The sequence below is a fragment of the Blastococcus sp. TF02A-30 genome (genome assembly GCF_003319185.1).
Lineage (GTDB): Bacteria > Actinomycetota > Actinomycetes > Mycobacteriales > Geodermatophilaceae > Blastococcus.
Genome location: NZ_QOHJ01000003.1, coordinates 67,843 through 90,673 on the forward strand (window position 1 = coordinate 67,843; position 22,831 = coordinate 90,673).

23 protein-coding genes are annotated in these 22,831 nt (G+C 74.7%); 12 read left to right on the top strand and 11 right to left on the bottom strand.

From position 1 onward, the window contains the following. Positions 1 to 5: 5 nt before the first annotated feature. On the bottom strand, positions 6 to 923 hold the full coding sequence (locus DQ241_RS07390) for a cation diffusion facilitator family transporter (RefSeq protein WP_113829553.1): 918 nt from the start codon (positions 921 to 923) through the stop codon (positions 6 to 8). Between the two features lie 106 nt (positions 924 to 1,029). Then, entirely contained in the window at positions 1,030 to 2,772 is a 1,743-nt protein-coding gene (locus DQ241_RS20840) for a M23 family metallopeptidase (protein ID WP_199584186.1), read from the bottom strand. A gap of 285 nt (positions 2,773 to 3,057) precedes the next feature. Between DQ241_RS20840 and DQ241_RS07400 the strand changes: the two genes are divergently transcribed. From DQ241_RS07400 to DQ241_RS07410, 3 genes are all read left to right on the top strand, one after another. Beyond that, on the top strand, positions 3,058 to 4,239 hold the full coding sequence (locus tag DQ241_RS07400; protein ID WP_113829554.1) for a zinc-dependent alcohol dehydrogenase: 1,182 nt from the start codon (positions 3,058 to 3,060) through the stop codon (positions 4,237 to 4,239). 179 nt (positions 4,240 to 4,418) lie between these two features. After that, positions 4,419 to 5,627, top strand: coding sequence for an MFS transporter (locus DQ241_RS07405; protein WP_113829555.1), 1,209 nt, complete (start codon positions 4,419 to 4,421; stop codon positions 5,625 to 5,627). Positions 5,628 to 5,667: 40 nt separating this feature from the next. Continuing rightward, the gene (locus DQ241_RS07410; protein WP_113829556.1) at positions 5,668 to 6,561 is read left to right on the top strand and encodes an aldo/keto reductase family oxidoreductase; all 894 of its coding nucleotides are present in this window, start codon (positions 5,668 to 5,670) and stop codon (positions 6,559 to 6,561) included. Positions 6,562 to 6,564: 3 nt separating this feature from the next. Here DQ241_RS07410 and DQ241_RS07415 read toward each other — a convergent pair whose 3' ends face one another. From DQ241_RS07415 to DQ241_RS07425, 3 genes are read right to left on the bottom strand one after another with little or no spacing between them, the layout of a single operon-like run. Further along, the gene (locus DQ241_RS07415) at positions 6,565 to 7,809 is read right to left on the bottom strand and encodes an MFS transporter (protein ID WP_233492290.1); all 1,245 of its coding nucleotides are present in this window, start codon (positions 7,807 to 7,809) and stop codon (positions 6,565 to 6,567) included. Further along, the gene (locus tag DQ241_RS07420) at positions 7,806 to 8,399 is read right to left on the bottom strand and encodes a TetR/AcrR family transcriptional regulator (RefSeq protein ID WP_147252347.1); all 594 of its coding nucleotides are present in this window, start codon (positions 8,397 to 8,399) and stop codon (positions 7,806 to 7,808) included. Before DQ241_RS07420 ends, DQ241_RS07415 begins: the two co-directional genes overlap by 4 nt. Positions 8,400 to 8,409: 10 nt before the next feature. Beyond that, positions 8,410 to 9,741: a D-arabinono-1,4-lactone oxidase gene (locus tag DQ241_RS07425; protein WP_113829558.1), complete on the bottom strand. Its 1,332-nt coding sequence runs from the start codon at positions 9,739 to 9,741 to the stop codon at positions 8,410 to 8,412. 120 nt (positions 9,742 to 9,861) lie between these two features. Here DQ241_RS07425 and DQ241_RS07430 point away from each other — a divergent pair, with 120 nt between their 5' ends. Beyond that, positions 9,862 to 11,091, top strand: coding sequence for an alanine racemase (locus DQ241_RS07430; protein WP_113829934.1), 1,230 nt, complete (start codon positions 9,862 to 9,864; stop codon positions 11,089 to 11,091). 196 nt (positions 11,092 to 11,287) lie between these two features. Beyond that, entirely contained in the window at positions 11,288 to 12,112 is an 825-nt protein-coding gene (locus tag DQ241_RS07435) for a DUF4190 domain-containing protein (RefSeq protein WP_158545893.1), read from the top strand. Between the two features lie 99 nt (positions 12,113 to 12,211). Here the strand turns inward: DQ241_RS07435 and DQ241_RS07440 are convergent, their stop codons facing one another. The 3 genes from DQ241_RS07440 to DQ241_RS07450 all read right to left on the bottom strand — a co-directional run bounded on the left by DQ241_RS07440 (position 12,212) and on the right by DQ241_RS07450 (position 14,645). Next, positions 12,212 to 13,831: an ABC-F family ATP-binding cassette domain-containing protein gene (locus tag DQ241_RS07440; RefSeq protein WP_113829560.1), complete on the bottom strand. Its 1,620-nt coding sequence runs from the start codon at positions 13,829 to 13,831 to the stop codon at positions 12,212 to 12,214. Positions 13,832 to 13,873: 42 nt separating this feature from the next. Continuing rightward, the gene (locus tag DQ241_RS07445; RefSeq protein WP_113829561.1) at positions 13,874 to 14,110 is read right to left on the bottom strand and encodes a three-helix bundle dimerization domain-containing protein; all 237 of its coding nucleotides are present in this window, start codon (positions 14,108 to 14,110) and stop codon (positions 13,874 to 13,876) included. Positions 14,111 to 14,216: 106 nt separating this feature from the next. Further along, a complete protein-coding gene (locus DQ241_RS07450; protein ID WP_113829562.1) occupies positions 14,217 to 14,645 on the bottom strand; it encodes a DUF1801 domain-containing protein in 429 nt (142 codons plus the stop codon). 215 nt (positions 14,646 to 14,860) lie between these two features. Between DQ241_RS07450 and DQ241_RS07460 the strand changes: the two genes are divergently transcribed. Next, positions 14,861 to 15,922: a winged helix DNA-binding domain-containing protein gene (locus DQ241_RS07460; RefSeq protein WP_113829564.1), complete on the top strand. Its 1,062-nt coding sequence runs from the start codon at positions 14,861 to 14,863 to the stop codon at positions 15,920 to 15,922. 15 nt (positions 15,923 to 15,937) lie between these two features. Here the strand turns inward: DQ241_RS07460 and DQ241_RS07465 are convergent, their stop codons facing one another. The 3 genes from DQ241_RS07465 to DQ241_RS07475 are packed head-to-tail and all read right to left on the bottom strand — an operon-like array spanning position 15,938 to position 18,048. Beyond that, entirely contained in the window at positions 15,938 to 16,387 is a 450-nt protein-coding gene (locus tag DQ241_RS07465; RefSeq protein ID WP_113829565.1) for a nitroreductase family deazaflavin-dependent oxidoreductase, read from the bottom strand. Positions 16,388 to 16,396: 9 nt separating this feature from the next. Beyond that, positions 16,397 to 17,650, bottom strand: a complete 1,254-nt coding sequence (locus tag DQ241_RS07470; RefSeq protein ID WP_113829566.1) for a glutathionylspermidine synthase family protein — start codon at positions 17,648 to 17,650, stop codon at positions 16,397 to 16,399. After that, positions 17,647 to 18,048, bottom strand: a complete 402-nt coding sequence (locus DQ241_RS07475) for a hypothetical protein (RefSeq protein WP_113829567.1) — start codon at positions 18,046 to 18,048, stop codon at positions 17,647 to 17,649. Before DQ241_RS07475 ends, DQ241_RS07470 begins: the two co-directional genes overlap by 4 nt. Positions 18,049 to 18,150: 102 nt before the next feature. Between DQ241_RS07475 and DQ241_RS07480 the strand changes: the two genes are divergently transcribed. The 6 genes from DQ241_RS07480 (at position 18,151) to DQ241_RS07505 (ending at position 22,795) form a co-directional block, all read left to right on the top strand. Next, the gene (locus tag DQ241_RS07480; RefSeq protein WP_113829568.1) at positions 18,151 to 18,810 is read left to right on the top strand and encodes an SIMPL domain-containing protein; all 660 of its coding nucleotides are present in this window, start codon (positions 18,151 to 18,153) and stop codon (positions 18,808 to 18,810) included. Next, positions 18,807 to 19,712: a neutral zinc metallopeptidase gene (locus DQ241_RS07485; RefSeq protein WP_113829569.1), complete on the top strand. Its 906-nt coding sequence runs from the start codon at positions 18,807 to 18,809 to the stop codon at positions 19,710 to 19,712. The genes DQ241_RS07480 and DQ241_RS07485 overlap by 4 nt, the downstream gene beginning before the upstream one ends. 20 nt (positions 19,713 to 19,732) lie before the next feature. Continuing rightward, on the top strand, positions 19,733 to 20,494 hold the full coding sequence (locus DQ241_RS07490) for an enoyl-CoA hydratase/isomerase family protein (protein ID WP_233492291.1): 762 nt from the start codon (positions 19,733 to 19,735) through the stop codon (positions 20,492 to 20,494). A 268-nt stretch (positions 20,495 to 20,762) separates the two neighbouring features. Continuing rightward, positions 20,763 to 21,557, top strand: a complete 795-nt coding sequence (locus tag DQ241_RS07495) for a hypothetical protein (RefSeq protein ID WP_113829571.1) — start codon at positions 20,763 to 20,765, stop codon at positions 21,555 to 21,557. A gap of 3 nt (positions 21,558 to 21,560) precedes the next feature. Further along, on the top strand, positions 21,561 to 22,097 hold the full coding sequence (locus DQ241_RS07500) for a phage holin family protein (RefSeq protein ID WP_113829572.1): 537 nt from the start codon (positions 21,561 to 21,563) through the stop codon (positions 22,095 to 22,097). 29 nt (positions 22,098 to 22,126) lie between these two features. Beyond that, entirely contained in the window at positions 22,127 to 22,795 is a 669-nt protein-coding gene (locus tag DQ241_RS07505; protein ID WP_113829573.1) for a DUF3618 domain-containing protein, read from the top strand. Positions 22,796 to 22,831 lie beyond the last annotated feature (36 nt).

The following is a 22,831-nucleotide window of genomic DNA, read 5'->3' on the forward strand; positions in this document are numbered from 1 at the left end:
CTCCGTCAGTCGTGGACGGGCGCCTCGTGACCGGCGTGGGCCGGCGCCTCCAGCTGGAAGGTGCAGTGCTCCATGTCGAAGTGGGCGCCGAGGCACTCGCAGAGCGCGTCCAGGACCCGGCCACCGTGCCCGTCGGCGAGCGCCTCGTCGGTGACGACGACGTGGGCGGACAGGACCGGCAACCCCGACGTGATCGTCCACGCGTGCAGGTCGTGGACGCCGAGGACGCCGTCGATGCCGAGGACGTGCTCCCGGACCTGCCGGAGGTCCACCCCCCGCGGAGCGGCCTCCAGCAGGACGTCGAGCGCCTCGCGCAGCAGGTGCCAGGCGCGCGGCAGCACCAGCACGCCGATGGCGAGGGAGGCCACGGTGTCCGCCGGCGTCCAGCCCGTGGCGGCGATGACCAGCGCGGCCACGATGACCGCCACCGAGCCGAGCGCGTCCGCGAGCACCTCGAGGTAGGCGCCGCGCAGGTTGAGCGACTCGCCCTTGCCGCGGTGCAGCACCGCCAGCGAGCCGACGTTCACCACCAGGCCGACGACGGCGACGGCGAGCATCAGCCCCGACCCGATCTCGGGCGGGTCGCCGATGCGGCGCACCGCCTCGACCAGCACGTAGCCCGCGACGCCGACGAGCAGCAGGCCGTTGGCGACGGCGGCCAGGATCTCGGCCCGCTGCCAGCCGAAGGTGCGCCGTCCACGGGCCGGCCGCTGGGCCAGGCTCACGGCCGCCAGCGCGAGCGCGATGCCCGCGGCGTCGGTGGCCATGTGCCCCGCGTCGGCCAGCAGCGCGAGGGAGCCCGAGACCACGGCGCCGATGACCTCGGCGACGAGCACGGCGAGCGTGAGACCGAGGACGAGCGCCAGCCGTCCCCGGTGGCCGCCGGCCGCGGTGCCCGCGCCGTGCGCGTGGTCGTGCCCCACGCCCGCCTCCTCCCGCCGCTCGCGTCGTGCCTGCAAGTCTGCCGCACGCACGACGCCCCCTACCGGGTTCTCCCGGAAGGGGGCGCGTCGCGTCGGTGGTGCGGCGTCAGATCTGGATGCCGCGGTCCCGCAGCCAGGGCAGCGGGTCGATCTTCTGCCCGTCGATGCCGCCCACGTGCACCTCGAAGTGCAGGTGCGGACCGGTGGACTGACCGCGGTTGCCGAGCAGCGCGATCGTGTCGCCGGCGCGGACGACCTGGCCCGCCTGGACGAGGATCTCGTCCATGTGGCCGTAGACGGTGACGTCGCCGTTGTCGTGCTGGATGTAGACGGCGAGCCCGAAGCCGCTGGCCGGGCCGGCCTCGAGGACCACGCCGTCCATGACGGCGTACTCGGGTGTGTGCATCGGCGCGGCCAGGTCGATGCCGGCGTGCAGCGTGCCCCAGCGGGCACCGAAGCCGCTGGTGAGCCGGGCGCCGTTCACCGGGAGGACCGCCTTGGGGCGGGCAGCCTCCGCCGCGGCCTCGGCGGCGAGGCGGTCGGCCTCGGCCTGCGCGTCGGCGGCCGCGGTCTCGGCGGACTCCCGCTCGGTCCGGCTGGCGACGAGCTGCTCCAGGCGCTGGGTGGACTCCTCGGCGGAGGCCACGGGCGCCGCGGCCTCGAGGCCGAGCTGCTCCGCGACGCTCACCGCGTGGCTGGCGTTGGACGTGCCGGCGCCGGAGGCGGGCTCCGTGGCCAGGACCGGGCCCAGGCTCACGGCGCTGACGAGCGCGGCGGCGAGGTACAGCGTGGGACGACGCCCGGCCGCGGCCAGCAGGCTCGCGGCCCATCCGCGACGGCCCTCGGCGAGCGGGGCGACGAGGTCGGCCGGCTCGGCCTGCAGCGCGGCGACGACGGCCGGCGTCGCGGCGACGACCGGCTCGAACACCGGCAGCTCCGGGGCGGCGTGGGCGGGTGCAGGCGCCGGCTGGGTGCGCGGGCGGGGCGAGGGACGCCACGCAGGCGTGGCCTCGGTGCCGGCGCTGCGCGCGCGGCGCTTGGGAGCGGCGTGCTTGGGCCCGGCCTTGACCGGTCGAGCCGCCGTGGCGGGCGCCGCCTTGACCACGACCGGCTCGACCACGACGACCGGCTTCTCGGCCGCGACCGCCGCGGGCTGCGCCACAGCAGCCGCCTTCGCGGCCGCGGGCTTGGCAGCCGCATCCTTGGCAGCCGCGGGCTTGGCGACCGCAGCCTTGGCGGCCACCGGCTTCGCGGCGGGCTTCGCGGTCTCGGCGGGCTTGGCAGTCGAAGCCTTCGCGGCAACCGGCTTGGCGGCGGGCTTCGCGGTCGCGGCGGGCTTGGCAGCCGCGGCCTTCGGGCTCGCGGCGGGCTTGGCAGCCGCAGCCTTCGCGGCCACCGGCTTGGCGGCGAGCTCGGCGGCAGCCGGTCCGGCAGCGGTGCTCTTGGCGGCGCGGGTCGAGGCGACCTTGGCGGCGGCGGTGCGCGCCGAGGCGGACGCGGCCTTCGCCGTCGCCTGCTTGACGCCGGCCGCCTTCGCGACGGCCGTCTTCGCCGCCGGGGACGCGGCGGCGGCCTTGGCGCGGGCGGCGATCGACCCCGCGGCTCCGGCGACGGTCTTGGCGGCGGGGCGCTTGGCACGGGGTGCGGCCGTGCTCGTGGTCGGGGCGGCCTCCGGCTGCTGCGCCTTCCCCTGGCGCTGCGTCGGGACCTTCGAGGCAGGGCTCTCCTGGGTCGTCCCGGTGGTCCGGCGGCGGGTGGTGCCGCGGGTCGGGGTGGGGGCCGGAGCGGTCGCCTCGGCGGCGACCTCGGGACCCTCGACGAGGAGGCGGTCCTGGTGGAGCGAACTCATGCACCTGACTTCCGTAGGGGGCGTTGCACGTGCCCCCGGGGAGAGGAGCGGGGCCCATGTAAACACGCCGTGATTGATTCGTGATCTGCACGACGGGGTATTCACCCGCAGGTTTGTGGCGCGGACCACAAGACCTCACGGCTGTCGTTCCGCGCTGCGTACCCGCTGAACTACTCACAGTGAAGGACTCGCCGCGACTGGTTGAAAGTCGCGCGATCCAGCTCACGAAGGGGCACTAAGGCCCTTCAGGAGGCCGATCCACGGCCCTATCGAGGGAGATTCCGCATGCGCGCAGTGACCTGGCACGGCCGAGGCGACGTACGGGTGGACACGGTGCCCGACCCGGTCATCCAGGAGCCCACCGACGTGATCGTCGAGATCACCTCCAGCGGCATCTGCGGCTCGGACCTGCACCTGATCGAGGTCATGGCGCCGTTCATGTCCGTCGGCGACGTGATGGGGCACGAGCCGATGGGGATCGTGCGCGAGGTGGGCTCCGACGTCACGGCCGTCAAGGCCGGCGACCGCGTCGTCGTGCCGTTCAACATCTCGTGCAACACCTGCTGGATGTGCTCGCAGGGGCTGAACTCCCAGTGCGAGACCACGCAGAACCGCGAGCAGGGCATGGGCGCCTCGCTGTTCGGCTACACGAAGCTCTACGGGCAGGTCCCGGGCGGCCAGGCCGAGTACCTGCGGGTGCCCTTCGGCAACACGCTGCCGATCAAGGTGCCCGACGCCCCCCTGGACGACCGCTTCGTCTACCTCTCCGACGTGCTGCCCACCGCCTGGCAGGCGGTCCAGTACGCGGGGATCCCGCAGGGCGGCAGCGTCCTCGTCCTGGGGTTGGGCCCGATCGGTGACATGGCCACGCGCATCGCCAAGCACCTGGGCGCCGGCCAGGTCATCGCCTCCGACGTGGTGCCGGAGCGGCTGGCCCGTGCCCGCGCCAACGGCATCACGGTCATCGACTCGACCGAGCAGAAGGAGGTCGTGCAGCGGGTCCGCGACCTGACCGACGGCCGCGGTCCGGACGCCGTCATCGACGCCGTCGGCATGGAGGCGCACGGGTCGCCGGTCGCCTCGGCGCTGCAGAAGGCGACGGCGGTCGTGCCGGACGCGATCATGGAGAAGGTCATGCAGGTGGCCGGCATCGACCGGCTGGCCGCGCTCAACACCGCGATCGAGGCGGTGCGCCGGGGCGGCACCATCTCCCTGTCGGGCGTCTACGGCGGGGCCACCGACCCGCTGCCGCTCATGCGGATGTTCGACAAGCAGATCCAGCTGCGCATGGGCCAGGCCAACGTCTGGCGCTGGGTGCCCGACATCCTGCCGCTGCTGCTCGAGGGCGACCCGCTGGGTGTCGACGACTTCGCCACCCACCGGGTCCCGCTGGAGCAGGCGCCCGAGGCCTACGCCAACTTCCGCGAGAAGAAGGACGGCGCGGTCAAGGTCCTGCTGCAGCCCTGACCGCCGCGGGGGCGGGCGCGCGACCGAGCGCGCCCGCCCCTGTGAGCAGCCCCACGGCGCTACGGGGCATGATCGACCGCGGTTGCCCGCTGCAACCGTGCAGAAGCACCAGCCCGGCACCACCAGGACGACGCAGTCCGCCGGCTCTTCCCTCCGCCCGCGTCCCCTGGAGTTCCCCCGTGCCTCGTGGACTGCTCGCCCTGGCCATCGGCGCCTTCGGCATCGGCACCACCGAGTTCGTCGTCATGGGCATGCTGCCCGAGATCGCCGACGGCCTGGACGTCTCCGTGTCCGCCGTGGGCCTGCTCATCTCCGCCTACGCGATCGGCGTGGTGGTGGGGGCACCGACGTTGACCGCCCTCGGCCTCCGGTTCACCCCGCGCCAGACCCTCGTGGCGCTCATGGTCGTGTTCGTCGTCGGCAACACCCTCGCCGCCCTCGCCCCGACGTACGGCACCCTCGCCGCCGCCCGCGTGCTCACCGCGCTGGCCCACGGCTCGTTCTTCGGCGTCGGCGCCATCGCCGCCCGGCGGCTGGTGAAGCCGGCCCGCGCCACCCAGGCGATCTCGCTGATGATCACCGGCCTGACCCTGGCCAACGTCATCGGCGTGCCCGCCGGGACGTGGGTCGCCCAGCAGACCAGCTGGCGGCTCGTCCTGGGCGCCATCGCGGTCATCGGGCTGGTCACCATCGCCGGTCTGCTCGCCTGGCTGCCGGGGGGCGACGCCGAGCCCGCGGACCTGCGCACCGAGCTGTCGGCCTTCCGCCGCGGCCAGGTGTGGCTGGTCCTGGGCCTGACCATGATCGGCTTCGCCGCGACCTTCGCCGTCTACAGCTACGTCTCCCCGATCCTCACCGACCTGGCCGGCATCTCCGAGCACGGGGTGACCCCCGTGCTCGCGCTCTTCGGGGTGGGGACGACGATCGGCACGCTCCTCGGCGGCCGGCTGGGTGACCGCTACGGCTTCGGCTTCGTCGCCGTCGGGATGATCGCCGTCGCCGTCGTCCTGGCGGCCTTCTCCTTCGTCGCCGAGAACGCGATCGCCGCCGTCGTCCTCCTGGTGCTGTTCGGCATGGTGGGGTTCGCGATGGGCCCGGTCGTGCAGAACGGCGTGATCGTGGCTGCCCAGGTGCGTGGCGGCGGGAGCCTGGTCTCGGCCGCCAACCAGGGCGCGTTCAACATCGCCAACGCCATCGGGGCGGCGCTGGGTGCGCTGTTCATCGCCCAGGGCTTCGGCCTCACCGCCCCCATGTGGGTCGGGGCCGTCCTCGCCGTCGTCGGCGCCGTCATCGCGTCGCTCATCGCGCTCGGCCACCGGCGGCGGGCGGTGCCGGCCACCCCCGTCCAGCGGACCACCGCGGTCCTCGACTCCGCGGCCGCCGCCTGACCGGAGCGCATACCCCGCCGATCACGGGTAGGGAGGCCGCATGACGATGGGCACCGCGGAGCAGTCAGGCACCTACCGGCTCGGGGACCGGGAGGTGCGCCGCCTCGGCTACGGGGCGATGCAGCTCGCCGGCCCGCACGTGATGGGCCCGCCGGCCGACCGGGAGGCCGCCGTCGCCGTCCTGCGGCGGGCCGTCGAGCTGGGCGTGGACCACATCGACACCAGCGACTACTACGGCCCGCACGTGACCAACGAGATCATCCGCGAGGCGCTGCACCCCTACCCCGAGGACCTGGTCATCGTGACCAAGGTCGGGGCACGGCGGACGCCCGAGGGCGGGTGGCCGGAGGCGCTGTCGCCCGACGAGCTCCGGTCCGCGGTCGAGGACAACCTGCGCAACCTCGGCGTCGACGCCCTCGACGTCGTCAACCTGCGCATGCCCGGCTTCGCCGCACCCGAGCAGCGCTCGCTGGCCGAGCCGTTCGAGGCGTTGGCCCAGCTGCAGCAGGAGGGGCTGGTCAAGCACCTCGGCGTCAGCAACGTGACCCCGCAGATGCTGGCCGAGGCGCAGGCGATCGCGCCGGTGGTGTGCGTGCAGAACCACTACAACCTGGTGCGCCGCGACGACGACCCGCTGGTCGACGCACTGGCCCGCGAGGGCATCGCCTACGTGCCCTTCTTCCCGCTGGGCGGCTTCTCCCCGCTGCAGTCGGCGGCGCTGAACACGGTCGCGCGGCGGCTCGAGACGACGCCGCTGCAGGTCGCGCTGGCCTGGCTGCTGGCCCGCTCGCCCAACATCCTGCTGATCCCCGGCACCTCGTCGGTGGCCCACCTGGAGGAGAACCTGCTCGCCGGGGCCCGCGTCCTCGGTCCGCTGGAGCTCGAGGAGCTGGACCGCATCGGCGGCACCGGCGAACCCGACGTCGACCTCTGAGCCTCAGGGCACCGACCGGATCCGGGCGACCGACACCGCGCCGAGCACCGTGCAGGCGCCCGCGAGGGAGAACAGCACGCCGTAGCCGCCGAGCGAGGCGATGACGAGCGCGGCCAGCAGCGGGGCCAGCGCCTGCGGCGCGACCGCGGCCACGTTCATCACGCCGAGCTCGGCGGCCGCGGCGTCCGCGTCCGGGAGCACCTCGGTGACCAGCGCCTGGTCCACCGACGTGTAGGCGCCGTAGCCGGCGCCCAGCAGCACGCCCGCCACCAGCGCGCTCGACCAGCTGGGGACGACGACGAGGACGGCGCACGCCAGCGCCTGCAGCCCGGCCGCCGCTGCGACGAACACCCGCCGCCGGCCGGTGCGGTCGGACAGCACTCCCCCGCCCCACGTCGCCGCGACCGTGGCGGCCAGGTAGACGAGCGTGAGCACCAGCAGCGACGCCTCCGGGTCGGGCCGGCGCAACCCGTCGGTGAGGAAGTAGAGCAGGTACGTCGTGCCCAGCGCGTTTCCCAGGTTGACCAGCAGCCGGCCGCCGAAGGCCCACGCGTAGTCGGGGTGCGCCCACGGCGCCTGCCAGGTGGCGCGCAGCGCGCCGGCCAGCGATCCCGGCCGGCCGCCCGGGCCGGGTTCGCCGTCCCGGGCGCGCAGCAGCCACGGGACCGCGGTGACCAGCAGCAGCCCGGCCAGCGCCGCGTAGGCGAGGCCGGCGCCGGTGCCGACGGCGGTGACCAGCCCCAGGCCCACGACGATGCCGATCGCCTGCGGGCCGTAGATCGCGGCCGACACCGTGCCGCGCTGGGCGCTGGGCACCTGGTCGGCGATCGTCGCGGTGAGGCCGGCCATCGCCGCGTACATGCCGAGCTGGGCGACCAGCCACGCGCCGCCGACGGCGACCCAGCTGCCGGCCGCGCCGGTGAGCAGCAGCCCGACCGCGTAGCCGATGACGCCGCCGGCCACCCACACCCGCCGTCGTCCCCACCGGCTGCGGGTGCGGTCGCACAGCGCGCCGAACACCGGCAGCGCGACCAGCGCGGCCAGGCCGGCGACGCCGTTGACGAGGCCGAAGTCGCGGACCTTGTGCACCGGGTCGAGGTCCTCCAGCTGCAGCGGGAGGAGCAGCTGGACCGGCGCGAGCTGGGCGGCCCACATCCCCAGCCACACCAGCGCGAACCGCGCCGTCCAGGCCCGGCCCACCGGTCGCACGGGGGCCGCGGTCCCGTGGAGCGCCGGCTCCGCGCTCACGCGGTGGGCTCCGCCTGCCCGGCGACGAACAGCTCCACGGCGGCGTCCAGGACCGCCCGGGTCGCCTCGGTGTCGCGGTCGACCAGCCACGTCGTCGTGGCACCGTCGACCAGCGTGACCAGCAGCCGGGCCAGCTCGGGCACCGGCCGCACCCAGCGCCGCCCGGTCAGCGCCGCCGCCTGCTCCAGCAGCCCGGCGGCCGCCGCCGTGTAGGCGCGGTACTGCTCCGTGGCCAGGGGTCGCAGGGACGGGTTCCGGACGGCGTGCAGCGTCAGCTCGAGCATCAGCTGCTCGTGGCCCGGCTCGCGCTCCAGGTGCTCCAGGTAACCCGCCGCCGCGCGGCGCAGGCAGCCGGCGAGCCCCTCCTCCGGGCGGAGGTCCGCCGTCGCCGCCAGCACCTCCCGGCCGACCACCCGGTGCACGACCTCCTGCAGGAGTTCGTCCCGGGAGGAGAAGGCGTAGTGGAAGCTCGCCAGCGACATCCCGGCCTCGGCCACGACGGCCCGGGTCGTGCCGGCCGCCAGCCCGTCGCGCACCATCACCCGCAGCGCGGCGTCGACGAGGGCCGCGCGGCGTTCCTCCACCGCCATCCGCGCCACGTCAGCCCCTCCCGCTGCCGACCGGGCCGAGCACCCGGTCGAGGTGGGCGTTGCTGAGCACGCCGTGCGGGTCGAGCCGGTCGCGCAGCGCCGTGAACTCGTCGAAGCGGGGGTAGCGCTGCCGCAGCGCCGCCGCGTCGAGACCGTGCAGCTTGCCCCAGTGCGGGCGCCCGCCCATCGCGGTCGCGATCGCCTCGACGGTGGTGAAGTAGTCGCCCGGGTCGCTGCGGGCGGGCACGTGGACGGCGACGTAGGCGACGTCGCGCCCGGACGCCGTGGACAGCGGGATGTCGTCGGCCGCCGCGACCCGCACCTCGACGGGGAAGGGGATCCGCCAGCCGGCGGTGTCGACGGCGCGGCCGATCTCCCGCAGCAGCTCCGCCCCGGCCGCACGCGGGACGGCGTACTCCATCTCCCGGAACCGGACCCGTCGCCGGCTCACGAAGACGCGGTGCGATGTGTCGGTCAGCGTCCGCTCCCCCAGCGCGCCGGCGGAGATCCGGGCGAGCCGCGGCACGAGCGCGGGGACCCGCCGGCCGGTCGCCACGACCGCGCCGAGGCCGGCGTTGGCCAGCACCTCGTCGTCCCAGAAGGCGCGCCACCTCGGCAGCGGCGACAGCCCGTCGGAGAGGGGGACGCGGGTGTTGCGCTTCACCAGGCACCGGTCGGTGTGCGGGAACCAGTAGAACTCGACGTGGTCGGTCGAGGTCATGAACGCGTCGAAGTCCTCGAGCAGCGCGGGCAACCGGCCCGGACCTTCATCGGCCCGCAACGCGAACGCCGGCACCGCCTGCAGCGTCACGGTGCTCAGCACCCCCAGCGCGCCCAGACCGATGCGCGCGGCAGCGAAGACGGCGGGGTTCTCCTCCGCGGAGCAGCGCAGCACCGAGCCGTCGGCCAGCACCAGCTCCAGGGCGCGCAGCTGGGTGGCCAGCCCGCCGAAGCGCCCACCCGTGCCGTGCGTCCCGGTGGAGAGCGCGCCGGAGACGGTCTGCCGGTCGACGTCGCCGAGGTTCGTGAGGGCCCAGCCCCGGGCGGCCAGCTCGGCGTTGAGCCGGTGCAGCGGCATGCCCGCCTGCACGGTGACCAGCCCGTCCGGGCTGACGTCGACCAATCCGGCGTGCCGGTCCAGCACCAGCTGCACGTCCTCGGGCCGGCCGATGGCGGTGAAGGAGTGCCCGCTGCCGATGGGCCGCACGCGCACGCCCGCCTCGGCGGACCGGCGGAGCAGCTCGGCGATCTCACCGGTCCCCGACGGGTGCACGCGGCGGATGCCGTCGGCCCGCTGGTTGCCGGCCCAGTTGCGCCAGCTCTCCGTCGCCCTGCCCGGCACGGCACCTCCCCGTCCACCCGCCCGGATCGGCGGCACCGCCGGAGCCTGGCCGCCGGCAGCCAGTGGGTCAAGCGTCTGGGACGCTTGACCCACTCGTGCCGGACCGGGATGCTCCCCCGCATGCCACCAGCCGCCTCGCCGACGGACGCCGCGGCGACCCGCGCCCGGTTCGACGCCGCGACGGCGCTCCTCGACCCGCCGCTGGGGTTGCTCGACCTGGCCGCGCTGGACGCCAACGCCGCCGACCTGGTGCGCCGGGCCGCCGGCAAGCCGATCCGCGTCGCCAGCAAGTCCGTGCGCAACCGCGACGTGCTGCGCCGCGCCCTGGCCCGTCCCGGGTTCGCCGGGGTGCTGGCCTACTCCCTGCCGGAGGCGCTGTGGCTGGCCGGGGGCACGGACCCGGTGAGCGAGGACGTCGTCGTCGGGTACCCGTCGGCCGATCGCGGGGCGCTGCGCCAGCTCGGCGGCGACGAGGCGCTCGCCGCACGCGTGACCCTGATGGTCGACTCGGTCGACCACCTCGACCTGGTCGACAGCGTGCTGCCGCCCGACCGCCGGGCGCCGATCCGCGTCTGCCTGGACGTCGACGCGTCGCTGCGTGCCGCGGGCGGCCGGGTGCACGTGGGCGTCCGCCGGTCGCCGGTGCACGAGCCGGAGCAGGCCGCCACCCTGGCGCGGGCGGTCGCCGCGCGCCCGGGGTTCGTGCTGGCCGGCGTCATGGCCTACGAGGCGCAGATCGCCGGCGTGCAGGACGCACCGGGCGGGCGGCGGCTGCGCGGGCTGGCCGTGCGCGGCATGCAGGCGGTCTCCGCCCGCGAGCTCGCCGGCCGGCGCGCCGCCGTCGTCGCGGCCGTCACCGCCGTGGCGCCGCTGGAGTTCGTCAACGGCGGGGGCACCGGCAGCCTCGAGCGCACCGCCGCGGAGGACGCCGTCACCGAGGTCGCCGCCGGGTCCGGCCTCTACGGGCCGGCCCTCTTCGACGGCTACCGGTCCTTCGCCCCCGCGCCCGCGACCTTCTTCGCCGTCCCGGTCACCCGGCTGCCCGCTCCGGGCGTGGTGACCGTCGCGGGGGGTGGCTGGATCGCCTCCGGTCCCCCCGGCGCGGACCGCCTCCCGCTGCCCACCTACCCGGCCGGGCTGCGCTGGCTGCCGACGGAGGGCGCCGGCGAGGTGCAGACCCCGCTGCGCGGACCGGGGGCGGCCGGCCTGCGGGTCGGCGACCGGGTGTGGTTCCGGCACGCGAAGGCCGGCGAGGTGTGCGAGCACGTCGACGCCCTGCACGTGCTGGACGGCGACTCTCTGGCCGGCGCCTTCCCCACCTACCGCGGCGAGGGCAAGGCCTTCGGCTGAGCGAGGTCTTGCCCCCCGTCTCCCGCGATCACGCCGCGGGCCCGGGCCTGCGGAGGTGCGCGGGGCGGGCGGTGCCCCAGGTAGCGCGTGAGGCGTTCGGTGGCCGGTCCGTGTCCCAGCAGGTCGTGTCATGAGGTGGGCGGCGGTCGGCTGCGCGCTTACGGTCCCGGTCGCCATCCGAATCGAAGGAGTTCCGGTGTCCTACGCCCCGCCGTCCCCGCCGCCCTACTACGCGCCGCCGCCAGGTCCCGTCCGGAAGAACTCCGGCCTGGCCATCGCGTCCCTGGTCCTGGGCATCGTCGCGCTGCTCCTGAGCTGGGTCCCGATCATCAACAACTTCGCCGCCGTCCTGGCCGTCGTGGGTCTGGGCCTGGGGATCCCCGCCCTGGTGCGCGCCCGACGTGGGACGCACGCCGGCCACGGGATGTCCATCGCCGGCCTGATCACGTCCGTCGTGGCGCTGGTCGTCGTCATCGCGACGCAGGCCTTCTACTCCGAGGTCATCGACGAGGTCTCGGAGGAACTGGACCGACAGACGAGCAGCGTGACGCGGGACGCCGGCACCGAGGCCGGCGACGCTCCGGCGGAGGAGGACAGCGCCGCCGACGTCGTTCCTTGGGGAACCCCGGCCCAGGTGGGCGACTACCAGGTCACGGTCGACTCCGTGGAGCTGAACGGGAACGCCATCGTCGCCGGTGCCAACCAGTTCAACGAGGCGCCGACCGGTCAGTACGTCATCGCACAGCTGACCGTCACCTACACCGGGACCTCTGAAGGCAACCCCGGCTTCGACCTCTCCTCGGTGTTCCACGGCTCGGATTCGCGCCAGTACAGCGACTCGGAGTGTTCCGCCGTCCTGCCGGACGACGCCATGGAGGCCCCGACGCTCAACCCCGGCGGCTCCGACACCTTCCAGTTCTGCATGGACGTGGCACCGGCCGCCATCGCGGGTGGCCAGCTGTCCATCGAGCCCCTCATGAGCTGGGACTCCGACGACCGCGTCTTCTACGCCATCGGCTGACAACCAGTTTGATCATCGTCGGATGGCTGCGCCAGCCGGCGTGGCGGCCAGCCATCCGACGATGATCAACGCGAGGAGGCCCGCCGGGGCGGTGGCGCCTCAGCGCGCGCGGGCGACCCTCGCCTCGTCGAACACCGGCTCGGCGGACTCGTAGACCCGGCCGTCGGCACCGAACACGAGGAAGCGGTCGAAGGAGCGGGCGAACCACCGATCGTGGGTGACCGCCAGGACCGTCCCCTCGAACGCGGCCAGCGCCTCCTCCAGCGCCTCGGCCGAGAGCACGTCGAGGTTGTCGGTCGGCTCGTCCAGCAGCAGCAGCGTCGCCCCGCCCAGCTCCAGCAGCAGGATCTGGAAGCGTGCCTGCTGACCTCCCGACAGCGTGCGGAACGGCTGGTCGGCCTGGTCGGTCAGCCCGTACCGGCGCAGCGCCGCCATCGCCCGCCCGCGGTCGACGCCGGGACGGCCGGGCTCGCCGTGCCACAGCAGGTCGACCGGCGTCCGCTCCTGCCACTCCGGATGGGCGTGGGTCTGGGCGAAGAAGCCGGGGACGACGCGGGCACCCAGCCGCCACGACCCGGTGTGCGCGACGTCCCGCCCGGCCAGCAGCCGGAGGAAGTGCGACTTGCCGGCCCCGTTGGCGCCCAGCACGCCCACCCGGTCGCCGAACCACAGCTCGGCGTCGAAGGGCTGCATGAGGCCGGTCAGCTCCAGCTGCTCGGCCATCACCGCGCGCACCCCCGTCCGGCCGCCGCGCAGCCGCATGGCGACCTTCTGCTCCTCGGGCCGGTCGGGTGGCGGGCCGGCCGCCTCGAACTTGGCCAGCCGGGTCTGCATCGCCGAGTACTTCGAGGCCATCGCCGGCGAGTTCTTCGCCTGCTGCTGCAGGGTGCGCACCAGCTCGACCAGCCGGTCGTGCTCCTCGTCCCAGCGCCGACGCAGCTCGGCCATCCGCTCGTGCCGCGAGGAGCGCGCCTCGTGGTAGCTGGCGAACCCGCCGCCGTGCACCCACGCCGTCCCGCCCTCGACGGTGATCACCCGGTCCGCCACGCGGGCCAGCAGCTCCCGGTCGTGGCTGATGAACAGCACCGTCTTGCGGGTCTCGAGCAGCCGCTCCTCCAGCCAGCGCTTGCCCGGCACGTCGAGGTAGTTGTCCGGCTCGTCGAGCAGCAGCACCTGGTCGGGCCCGCGCAGCAGCGCCTCCAGCGCCAGCCGCTTCTGCTCGCCGCCGCTCAGCGTGGACAACGACCGGTACTTGCACCGGTCGTAGGGCACGCCGAGCGCCGCGACGGTGACGGTGTCCCAGGTGACCTCGACGTCGTAGCCCCCGGCGTCGCCCCACTGCGCCAGGGCGTCCGCGTAGGCCATCTGGGCCGGTTCGTCGTCGGTCTCCATGAGGGCCAGCTCGGCCGCCTCGACGGCGTCCCAGGCCGCCCGCACGGCCGGCGGCGAGAGGTCGACGAGGAGCCGCTGGACGGTCGTGTCGTCCCGGACCGAGCCGATGAACTGCCGCATCACGCCCAGGCCGCCGGTCCGGGCGATCGAGCCGGCCTCGGGGACCAGGTCACCGGCGATGATCCGCAGCAGCGTCGTCTTGCCCGCGCCGTTCTCGCCCACCAGCGCGGCCCGCGCGCCCTCGCCGACGCGGAAGTTGACGTCGTCCAGGAGCACCCGCCCGTCGGAGAGGGTGTGCCGTACCGCGCTCACATCGACGTAGCCCACCGGGTCATCCTCCCGGCGGGGGCAACCGAGATCCCGGGCGGCTCAGGCGATGTGCCGCCCCAGACGGACCCGCGCCAGGCGCTCGACCAGCTCCGGCATGGCCCCGACCGGCGATCCCCCCAGATCCCGCCGGCAGTCCCGGACCACGCGCACGACCAGCTGCGGCCGGATGCGGCCGGCGTACTCACCGCGCAGCCGGTCGACGGCCTGCTCGACGGCCGGGTCGCCGGGCAGCTCGGACGGCGAGCCGGGGGTGCTGGGTGGGACGGCCAGGGTCATGGACGGTCCTCCGCTGAGGGGAAGCGCCGGGTCGTCTTCCGGCGGTTCCACCACCGTGCCGGGACGGCGTCCCGGGCACCAGGGACCTAGGTCACGGTGCCGGTGATCAGCCGGCGAAGTACTGGTTGCGCCCGGCGGACGTGCTGGTGACGGCGTCGCGCAGCAGTCTGCTCAGCTCGCCGGTGTCGACGCGGTCCAGCGAGGTGAAGCGGATGCAGCTCTTCCCGCAGGAGATCTTCCCGAGCCGCTCCGCGCGGTCCTCGGCCAGGTAGCCCCCGTCCACGACGGCGCACACGTAGAGGGAGAGGTGCCGCTTCTGCGCGGCCAGGGCGATGAGCGGCCAGGTCGTCGTCTCCTTCGCCGACCGCGGCCGGTAGGGCATCAACCCGTAGCCGAGCATCTCCCCCGCGCCGACGGGCACGAGCTGCCGGTCGATCCCCGGGGCGGCGTCCCGGACGAGGGCGTCCACCCGGCGCAGCTCGTCCTCGCGCGGGCCCGCGGCGGCGAACCACGCCTCGACGTCCTGGCCGGGCACGGCGGCGGACCTCAGGCCAGCGCGATGGACAGCACCGTCGCGCCTGCGGCGAGCACCATCGCGAGGACGATGACCGCCGCCACGACGCGCCTGCGCCGCTCGGCGCGCGAACCCCGGTGTCCCGTCACGGCGCGCACGCTACCGCCGAACTCCGCCCGGGGCACCGGGTCCGCGTGCCGCTGGATCCTGTCGTACCGGGGTGCGACGGTGTCCCCGTGACGACCGGGCACGAGGTGGGGCAGCTGCGGCTGGTCGCCCAGGGGCTGGCCGGGCCGCGGGCGGCGACGCCGGCGGAGGCCGTGCGCCGCCTGCTCGCCGCCCAGGGGCAGGACTTCCCCGGGGCAGTCACCTCGGTCGCGCTGCGCGCGGAGCAGCGGCGCCGCGACGCCGTCGTCGCGGCGCTCGACGGCGGGGAGGTCGTCCGCTCCTGGCCGATGCGCGGCACCCTGCACCTCACCGCCGCCGAGGACCTGCCGTGGATGCTCGACCTGCTGGGGAGCCGCGCGCTGGCCGGGGCCGCCAAGCGGCGCGAGTACCTGGGCATCACCGACGCCGAGGCCGCCCGTGCGTGCGAGGCGGCCGTGGCGGCGCTCTCCGGCGGGAACCGGCTGTCCCGCGCCGACCTGCTGTCCGCGATCGAGGCGGCCGGCGTGCCCGTCACCGGGCAGCGCGGCTACCACCTGCTCTGGTTCGCCGCCCAGAGCGGGCACACCTGCCTCGGGCCCACGGCCGACGGCGACCAGCTGTTCGTGCTGCTCGACGAGTGGGTGCGGGCGCCCCGGCGGCTCGAGGGCGACGAAGCCCTGGGCGAGCTGGCCCGGCGGTTCTTCACCGGGCACGGCCCCGCGACGGTGCAGGACCTCGCCCGCTGGTCCGGGCTCGGCGTCCGCGAGGCCCGGGTGGGGGTGGCGATCGCCCGCCCCGACCTCGAGGCCCTCACCGTCGACGGCACCGAGCACCTCCTCGACCCGGCGACGCCCGAGCGGCTGGCCGCCTGCCGGGCCGAGGCCCGCGGCACCCACCTGCTGCCGGGCTTCGACGAGTTCGTGCTCGGTTACGGCGACCGCAGCGCCGTCCTCGACCCGGAGTTCGCCGAGCGGATCGTGCCCGGCCGCAACGGCATGTTCCTGCCCACCGTCGTCGTCGACGGCCGGATCGTGGGGACGTGGCGCCGGCAGGGCAGCGGGCGCAACCGGGTCGCGGTCGGCACGCCGTTCCGGGAGGAGGACGCCGCCGCGGTGGCCGCGGTCCCCGAGCTCGCCGCCGCCCTCCCCTGACCGGCCCGCCTGCCGTCAGGCGGTGCGCCGCTCCACCAGGAAGACCGGGATCTCCCGGTCGGTCTTGGCCTGGTAGTCCGCGTACGACGGGTAGGCGGCGACGGCGCGCTCCCACCACACGCGCTTCTCCTCGCCGGAGATCTCCCGCGCGACGCCGTCCCACGGCTCGGGGCCGTCCTGCACCGTGACCTGGTCGGGGGCCGCCCGCAGGTTGGCCACCCAGGCCGGGTCGGTCGGTGCCCCGCCCTGCGAGCCGACCATGGCGTAGACGCCGTCGTGCTCGACCCGCATGAGCGGCTGCTTGCGCACCTTGCCGCTCTTCACCCCGCGGGTGCTGAAGACGACCACCGGCAGACCGGTGTCGAGCAGCGTGTTCCCCTCACGCCCGCCGGTGCGCTCGTAGAGCTCCACCTGGTCGCGGACCCACTGCTGCGGACTCGGTTCGTACTCACCCTCCAACGGCATGGCCCGAACCTAGAACGCGCGCCGCTTCCCGTCCTGCGGAGCCGCGAAGTCGATCGTGTGCGGCACGAAGAAGCTGAGGTTGTCGGTGATCAGGCCGTCGCTCTCCCGGATGCCCAGCCCGGCCGGCTCACCGTCGACCACCCACGCGCCGAGCACCGGGTGGTGCGGCCCGTCCACGCCGGCGAAGTCGGGCAGCGGCGCGAACTCCTGGACGACGAACCCCTCGGTGCCGTACCGCCCGGGCAGCTGCGCGACGACGTCGCCGTCCCGGACGATCTGCACGTTCGCCCCCTCGCGGCCCCACAGCGGCTTGCGCACGTAGCTGCGCCACGACGACGGCATCTCGTCGGCGAAGTAGGCCGGCAGCAGGTACTGGCCGAGCACCGGGTCGGTGCCGAAGAGCTGCCACAGCACCGGCAGCAGCGCCTTGGTGCTCCACAGCATCTTGTAGACCGGCTCGACCCAGGTGGTGCCGCCCGGGCGGGCGGAGTCGGCGAGCACGGCCGGGCCGAACTCGTCCTCGACCAGCCACTCCCAGGGGTAGAGCTTGAAGACGACGTCGAGGTGGCGGCCCTGCGGGTCGTAGTACCGGCCGTCGCCGTCGTCGAGCACGATGTCCTCGACCACCAGCTCGATCGCCTCGTACCCGGCCTGGACCACGGTGTCCATGAGGTAGGCGATCGTCATCCGGTCCTCGCCGGAGGTCTCCTCGCTGGTCCACGCCAGGTGCACCCGGGGCCGCAGGCCGGTGCGCCGCTCCCACCGGGTGAGGTTGCGCCGCCAGGCGGCGACGAGGGTGTCGTGCAGCGCGTTCCACTGGTCGGCGCCCTGGCCGGTGAACAGGTGCCAGTTCCACTGGGTGACGGCGGACTCGACCAGGCCGGTCGGGGTGTCGGCGTTGAACTCCAGCAGCTTCGGCGGTCCCTCGCCGTCGTAGCGCAGGTCGAACCGGCCGTAGATGCTCGGCGGCTCGGCCTCCCAGGTGCGCCGGATCTGGGGCCGGGCCATCGGCGGGATGCCCATCCGGTCGAACAGGTCGTTGCCGACGACGTGGTCACCGGCGGCCACGCACATCTCGAACAGCTGGGCGACGGCGCCCTCGAGCTGCCGGATCTCGGCCATGGAGAAGTCGTAGAACGGGCCCTCGCGCCAGTAGCTGCGCACCTCGCCGCCGGGCAGCGAGGTCCGGTTGTAGACCAGCCCCTGCGCCTCGACCTCCGCCTCCCAGCCGGGGCGGACCACGCCGCTCTCGACGCGCCTCATCCGCCGGCGGTGCCGACGCGGTTGCCCACCCCGCTGCCGATCCCGCCGCTCACCCGGGTGCCGCCGGTGACCTTGCCGCTCGCGGGCAGCCCCGCCCGCTGGCGGGCCGCGGTGTCGGTCGGGTTGATCCGCGTCCCGCCCGACGGCAGCACCGTGCCCACGGGCAGGCCCGGGCGGAAACCGCCGAGGTAGAGGAAGAAGAGCCCGCCGCCGAGGCCACCGCCCCGGTCGTCGTCGCAGTAGTCGTCGTCGACGATCTCGCCGTTCTCGTCGGTGCAGTAGGCGACCTGCTCCTCGTCGTCCTCGCCGCCCGCGCCGCAGCCGGCCATGAAGCCGGTGGCCGCGGTCGCGAGCACCGTCGTCGTCAGTGCGGCGCGCACGCGGTTGGAGACCGCCATTCGACCCGTTCCTCCTCCGTTTCCCCCGACCCTAGGTCCTCGCGCGGCGCGCGGCCCGCCCCGGCCTTCTGCGACGCTGCCCCCGAGCGACGGGAGGAAGCGATGAGCGAGCCGGATCCGCAGGTCGTCGTCCGCGGCGAGGCACTGGTGGTCGTCGACCCGGAGGTCGCCGACCTGGGCATCACGGTGCGCGCCCGGGCCCGTGACCGGGAGAGCGCGCTGCAGCGGTGCGCCGCCCGCCAGCAGGAGGTACGAGCCGTGCTCGACGCCACCGCCGACCTCGAGGCGGCCGAGACCGCCGGGGTCGCCGTGCACCCGGAGGCACCGGACGGCGGCCTGCCGGCCTCGGTCGCGACGGTGCACACGCGGGTGACCGTCGCGCCGGGCGCGGTCGGCGACCTCGTCGTCGCCCTCGCCCGGCTGGACGACGTGGAGGTGTCCGGACCTGTGTGGCGGCTGCGGCCCGGCAGCCCGGCGGTGGAGCGGGCCCGGCTGGCCGCCGTGGACGACGCCGTGCACCGGGCGCGGCAGTACGCCGCCGCCTTCGGCGCGCGGCTGTCCGCGGTGCGCGAGATCCGGGACGTCGGGCTCTCGGACGCCCGGGTCGCGGGGGCCGTGGCGACGATGGCACGGTTCGAGGTGAGCGAGCTGCGCCTGGACCTCACCCCGGCGCGCCAGGACGTGCACGGTGCCGTCGAGGTCAGGTTCGCGATGACCGAGCCGGATGCGGCGCTGTGGAACCCGGAGGAACCCCGACCATGAGGTACCGCGAGGGCGGCAGCCTGGACACCTCCGCCGTGCGCGACCGGCGCGGCATGAGCGGCGGCCGCGGTCTGGCCGTCGGCGGCGGCGGGCTGGGGCTGGTCGGCGTGCTGATCGTCGTGGTCCTGCAGCTCGCCGGCGGCGGAGGCGGCTCGGCCGGGGCCCTCGGCGCGCTGGCCGGCCTCGGCCAGGGCGAGACCGCCGACAACGCCGCTCTCGAGCAGAGCTGCGCCGACTCCGGCGACGCCAACGACTCGGTCGAGTGCGCCGTCGTCGCCGACATCGAGTCGATCCAGGACTACTGGTCCGGCGTCCTCGGTTCCGGCTACGCCCCCACCGACACGGTGTTCTTCTCCGGCTCGGTGCAGACCGCCTGCGGCGGGGCGACCAGCGGCTCCGGCCCGTTCTACTGCCCGGCCGACCAGCTGGTCTACATCGACCTGAGCTTCTTCGACACGCTGCAGGAGCAGTTCGGCGCGCAGGGCGGGCTGTTCGTCAACGCCTACGTGATCGCCCACGAGTACGGCCACCACGTGCAGAACCTGCTCGGCACGAACCGGCGGGTGGACCCGGGCGAGACCGGCCCGACCAGCGGCACGGTGCGCCTGGAGCTGCAGGCCGACTGCTACGCCGGCGCCTGGGCCAACCACGCCGAGACCGTCCCCGACGACTCCGGTGAGCCGCTGATCGCCGACATCACCGACGAGGACATCGCCCGCGCCCTGGACGCCGCCGCCCGCATCGGCGACGACTTCATCCAGGAGAACCTGGGCTCGGGCACCGTCGACCAGGACGCGTTCACCCACGGCTCGTCGGAGCAGCGGCAGCGCTGGTTCCGGGCCGGGTACGAGGGCGGCGACCCGCGGGGCTGCGACACCTTCGCCACGGACGACCTCGGGTGACGGGGGCGGAGCACCTGCGCGTGACGCGGGACGGGCACGTCGCCGTCCTGACCATCGACCGCCCCGAGAAGCGCAACGCCATGACGGTCGGGATGTGGGCCGACCTGCCCGGGGTGCTGGCCGGGCCGGCCGGCGACCCCGAGGTCCGTGTGCTCGTGGTGACCGGGGCCGGCCCCAGCTTCTGCGCGGGCGCCGACATCTCCGACCTGCTCCGCGGAACCGACCCGGCCGACCCGATGGCCGATGTCCGCCGGCACAACCTGGCCGCGCAGGCGGCGCTGCGCGACTTCCCGAAGCCGACGCTGGCCATGGTCCGGGGGCACTGCATCGGCGGCGGCGTCGAGCTGGCCACCTGCTGCGACCTGCGCTTCGCCGACCCCACGAGCGTGTTCGGCGTGACCCCGGCGAGGGTCGGGATCGTCTACACGCCGTCGTCGACCAAGGCCCTGATCGACCTGATAGGCCCGTCCATGACCAAGTACCTCCTGTTCAGCGGCGAGCTCGTCGACGCCGCCACCGCCCTGCGCACCGGCCTGGTCGACCGGGTGGTCGGGGCCGACGCCCTCGAAGAGGAGGTGCGGCGGTTCGCCGACGTGCTCGCCTCCCGCTCCGCGCTGACCCAGCGCGCGACGAAGGACGTCGTCGCCGCGCTCACCGCGGGCTCCGACGGCGAGGCGGCCGTCGCGCCCTGGTACCGGGAGACGATCGCCCGGGGCGAGCTGGCCGAGGGGGTCGCCGCGTTCGCCGAGCGACGGCCTCCGAGCTTCGGCTGGACCGGCTGACCAGCGCTTCGCTGGAGCGGTTACACGATCGTTTTCGTTTCGCACAGGGTGCGGGAGGGGTACCAGCTCCCTGCGGCGCTCCCACCGGAGGCGGGGACCGGCGCGGCTCTCCGCCGTGCCCCGACCCGCCTCTCCGCCCACCCGCCACGCATGGATGCGACGGGTGGTCACGCTCGTCCCACCGGCGCCCGGCGCGGAGGGGCAGGTGTGGCCGGACGGCCCGGGGGTAGCGCCATCCCCGACCACGAAAGCCTGCCGAGGAGGACCGATGACTCACTCCATCGACGCCCCGCTCCCGCCCCCCACCACCACGACGACGTCCGGTAGCACGGGCACGGGCGAGAGCTCGTCGACCACCGCCCAGACCGCTCAGACGGCCAAGGACGAGGCCCGCAACGTCGGGCAGACCGCCGTCCAGGCCGGCAGCCAGGTGGCCTCCACCGCTGCCGACCAGGCCAAGGAGGTGGCGCACGAGACCCAGCGCCAGGCCCAGGACCTGCTGCGCCAGGGCCAGTCGCAGCTCAAGGAGCAGACCGTCGCCCAGCAGCAGAAGGCCGCCCAGGGGCTCTCGTCCCTGGCCGGTGAGCTGCGCAGCCTGGCCGACGGCACCAGCCAGGGTGCGCCCGGGCCGGCCCGCGACCTGCTCCAGCAGGCCTCCGGCCTGATCGACGGCTTCGCCGACAAGCTGCAGAACCGCGAGCCGGCGCAGCTGCTCGACGAGGTCCGGGCCTACGCCCGCCGCCGTCCCGGCATGTTCCTGCTCGGTGCCGCCGCAGCGGGGATCGTCGCCGGCCGGCTCACCAGCGGGGTGCGTGCCGCGCACAGCGACTCCTCCACCGGCACGTCGACGAACAACTACGTCGACCCGGCGCCGACCTACCGCGACACCACCACGACGACGGGCACGACGTACACGGGCACCAGCGCCTCGTACTCGAGCGCCGGCTCCGCCCCGCTGCCGCCGCCCCCGTACGGCACGGTGCCGCCGGAGGGCAGCATGGTGCCGCCGGCCGCCCCGGCCGGCTGGGACGACCCGGCCCGCCGTCCCGGTGGGGTGGGCTGACCGATGAGCTCCCCCTACTCCGGGGCCACCCCCTCGGGGGGCCAGCAGGGCTACGCCCCGCCGATGGTGGAACCGGCCACCCAGAACTACGCGGCCGACTACTCGACCGGCCAGGCGCACAGCGGGAACCTCGGCACGCCGACCACGGATGAAGGTCGCCCGGACGTCGAGGGCACCTCGGTCGGCGCGCTGATCGGTGAGGTGACCAAGGACCTCTCCACGCTGATGCGCCAGGAGCTGGAGCTGGCCAAGGTCGAGATGAAGGCCGAGGCCAAGAAGGCCGGGCAGGGCGCCGGGATGTTCGGCGCCGCCGGGTTCGCCGGCTACATGGTGCTGATGTTCCTGTCCATCGCGCTCTGGTGGGCGCTGTCGCACCCGCTGGGCCACAGCTGGTCCGCGCTCGTGGTGGCGATCCTCTGGGGCGTCATCGGAGCCGTGGCCTTCGTGCTGGGCAGGAAGAAGTTCCAGCAGGTGAACCCGAAGCCCGAGCGCACCGTCGACACCCTCTCGCAGGTGCCCGGCGCGCTGAAGCCCAACTGACCTCGCCGACCCGAGCTCAAGGAGCAGACATGACCAGCAGTGACCCGGACGTCATCCGGCGCCAGATCGAGGACACCCGTCGCGAGCTCAGCTACGACGTCGACGCCCTCAACGAGAAGGTCAACCCCACGCGCGTCATGGACCGGCGGGTGACCGCCGTCAAGGGGCGCGTGTCCGGACTCAAGGACAAGGTGATGGGAACCGCTCAGGACACCACGCAGTCCGCGCACGGCATGGCGTCGAACGCCGCCGGCTCCGTCCAGGACGCGGCCGGGAGCGCCGTGGGCAGCGTGCAGAACGCCGCCTCCAGCGCCGCCGGCGCCGTGCAGCAGGCCCCGGACATGGCGATCCGCCAGACCCAGGGCAACCCGCTGGCCGCCGGCCTCATCGCCTTCGGTGTCGGCTGGCTGGTGTCGAGCCTGCTGCCGGCCACCCAGAAGGAGCAGCAGCTGGCCTCGCAGGCCGAGTCCGCCGTGCGCGAGCACAAGGACACCCTCATGGCCCCGGCCAAGGAGGCCGCCCAGGAGATCGGCGAGCAGCTGAAGCCGGCTGCCCAGGAGGCCGTCGAGTCGGTGAAGGCGACCGCCCAGGACGCCGCCACCACGGTCAAGGGCGAGGGCCAGTCCGCCGCCCAGGACGTGCAGGGTCAGGCCCAGCAGTCCAAGGACACGGTCCAGAGCCAGGCCACCAGCTCCTGACCTGCCCGCGGGTCGCCCGACCCGCACCGCATCGCC

What these genes read in the sequence shown, in the direction of transcription:
- DQ241_RS07475 (WP_113829567.1), bottom strand. Translation starts at nt 18,048, where the DNA reads ATGGCGGTCTCCAACCGCGTGCGCGCCGCACTGACGACGACGGTGCTC.
- DQ241_RS07500 (WP_113829572.1), top strand. Translation starts at nt 21,561, where the DNA reads ATGAGCTCCCCCTACTCCGGGGCCACCCCCTCGGGGGGCCAGCAGGGC.
- DQ241_RS07480 (WP_113829568.1), top strand. Translation starts at nt 18,151, where the DNA reads ATGAGCGAGCCGGATCCGCAGGTCGTCGTCCGCGGCGAGGCACTGGTG.
- DQ241_RS07465 (WP_113829565.1), bottom strand. Translation starts at nt 16,387, where the DNA reads ATGCCGTTGGAGGGTGAGTACGAACCGAGTCCGCAGCAGTGGGTCCGC.
- DQ241_RS07410 (WP_113829556.1), top strand. Translation starts at nt 5,668, where the DNA reads ATGACGATGGGCACCGCGGAGCAGTCAGGCACCTACCGGCTCGGGGAC.
- DQ241_RS07495 (WP_113829571.1), top strand. Translation starts at nt 20,763, where the DNA reads ATGACTCACTCCATCGACGCCCCGCTCCCGCCCCCCACCACCACGACG.
- DQ241_RS07430 (WP_113829934.1), top strand. Translation starts at nt 9,862, where the DNA reads ATGCCACCAGCCGCCTCGCCGACGGACGCCGCGGCGACCCGCGCCCGG.
- DQ241_RS07505 (WP_113829573.1), top strand. Translation starts at nt 22,127, where the DNA reads ATGACCAGCAGTGACCCGGACGTCATCCGGCGCCAGATCGAGGACACC.
- DQ241_RS07400 (WP_113829554.1), top strand. Translation starts at nt 3,058, where the DNA reads ATGCGCGCAGTGACCTGGCACGGCCGAGGCGACGTACGGGTGGACACG.
- DQ241_RS20840 (WP_199584186.1), bottom strand. Translation starts at nt 2,772, where the DNA reads ATGAGTTCGCTCCACCAGGACCGCCTCCTCGTCGAGGGTCCCGAGGTC.
- DQ241_RS07470 (WP_113829566.1), bottom strand. Translation starts at nt 17,650, where the DNA reads ATGAGGCGCGTCGAGAGCGGCGTGGTCCGCCCCGGCTGGGAGGCGGAG.
- DQ241_RS07420 (WP_147252347.1), bottom strand. Translation starts at nt 8,399, where the DNA reads ATGGCGGTGGAGGAACGCCGCGCGGCCCTCGTCGACGCCGCGCTGCGG.
- DQ241_RS07485 (WP_113829569.1), top strand. Translation starts at nt 18,807, where the DNA reads ATGAGGTACCGCGAGGGCGGCAGCCTGGACACCTCCGCCGTGCGCGAC.
- DQ241_RS07445 (WP_113829561.1), bottom strand. Translation starts at nt 14,110, where the DNA reads ATGACCCTGGCCGTCCCACCCAGCACCCCCGGCTCGCCGTCCGAGCTG.